This window comes from Johnsonella ignava ATCC 51276 (genome assembly GCF_000235445.1).
Taxonomy (GTDB): Bacteria; Bacillota; Clostridia; order Lachnospirales; family Lachnospiraceae; genus Johnsonella; species Johnsonella ignava.
The window spans coordinates 1-1,455 of record NZ_JH378856.1 but is presented as its reverse complement, the minus strand read 5'-3'; the positions used below and the strand labels follow the sequence as shown (position 1 = coordinate 1,455).

General features: G+C 36.0%; 2 protein-coding genes. Both read right to left on the bottom strand.

All coding sequences use genetic code 11. The annotated features are described in order from the left end of the window. Window positions 1–193: 193 nt before the first annotated feature. Window positions 194–1,090: an IS3 family transposase gene (locus HMPREF9333_RS11940; protein ID WP_156797350.1), complete on the bottom strand. Its 897-nt coding sequence runs from the start codon at window positions 1,088–1,090 to the stop codon at window positions 194–196. Then, window positions 1,087–1,377 (bottom strand): transposase, encoded by a 291-nt coding sequence (locus HMPREF9333_RS11935; protein WP_005539276.1) that lies wholly within the window; start codon window positions 1,375–1,377, stop codon window positions 1,087–1,089. The genes HMPREF9333_RS11940 and HMPREF9333_RS11935 overlap by 4 nt, the downstream gene beginning before the upstream one ends. Window positions 1,378–1,455: the final 78 nt, after the last annotated feature.

Genomic DNA, 1,455 nt, shown 5'->3' with positions numbered 1-1,455 from the left:
TCCTTAATTCTATAACTGCTGCTATCGCTATCAAAGCAAGTCCCAGATTTACATTCTACTTTAGTTCCTTTAATTCGATGTAAAGCTTTTTCATAAGACTAAAGAAGACCCAATTTACATTCTACTTTAGTTCCTTTAATTGGAACTGTCAAGATAAGTAGAGTCTTCAAACTCACTAAATTGTTTATGGTTCCTATGCTGCCAGAAGTTGAACCTCCAGCAACTGCTTATACATAACCGGCGGAAGTCCATCCGGGTTTGATGTATATATCCGTTTTTGATTGTAATATATAAATACATACCTGAAGATCATTGTTTTTACTTCTTCTCTTTTCATGCGATAGGTTGGAATCCTGTAAAGGAGTTCCTTCTTGAGCGTTGCGAAGAAGCTCTCCATCCTAGAGTTATCAAAGCAATGATTGACTCCGCTTAAACTTTGACTAACTCCTGCATTAGCAAGAACCTGTTTAAATGCTTCGCTAGTGTACTGACTTCCTCTGTCAGAATGCACAATAGCACCGTTCAGATTGTATTTTTGAGTTACAGCTTTAAAAGTATCAATGCACAATTCTTTCTTCATGTTATCTTTCATTAGAATGGATAGTATCTCTCCATTACAACAATCCATAATAGGTGAAATATAAAGCTTTCCATCTTGACATTGTATCTGAGATATATCAGTTAGAAGCTTTTTATATGGCAAAGTTGATGAAAAATCCTGCTTTATTAGATTTTCCTGTTCCTGTATTTCAGTTGTTGCATGTGTTAATCCTTTCGGCTTTCGATGAGGAATATGAAGCCATCCATGCTCTCTCATAATACGTGTTATTCTGCGAATGCCTGCTTTGATTCCTTTATGTTTTAAAGCAATTTGCATTCTTGGTGCTCCATAATTATCGTTGTATGGAGATTCATTCAGTATCAATTGAATTGCTGCCGAAAGAATATTATCTTTACCGGGTTTATTAAGATTGTTTTTATACTTGTAATAACCTGAAATGCTTACATGAAGAGTTTCGCACATAAGCTTTACAGTCCAAAGTTCATTGTGCTTGTCATAAATGAACTGATAACGGTAATGAGCCTTTATTTCTTCCGGCTTACGGCGAAAAAACCGAGAGCCTCTTTAAGAATGTCATTAGACCGTTGAAGTTCTAAAACCTCTTTTTCAAGCTCGCATATCTTTTGATCCTTGGCATCATTAGATAAACGTTTGTTACCGCTTCCAACATATGCGGTTTCCTGATATTTTTTACGTTTATTACGCCAGCCCGAAAGGGTGTAATAAGGAATACCGAGTTGGTTAGCAGCGGCATTAAGACCAATTTCATCGGATAGCTTAACAGCCTCTTCTTTAAAAGTTTTGTCGTATTGCATTTTGATCACCTCTGTGTTTTTAATAATACCATAGATTTGGTGAGTTTACCAACTCTACTTAAATGCTACCACTCCAAA

What these genes read in the sequence shown, in the direction of transcription:
- HMPREF9333_RS11935 (WP_005539276.1), bottom strand. Translation starts at nt 1,377, where the DNA reads ATGCAATACGACAAAACTTTTAAAGAAGAGGCTGTTAAGCTATCCGAT.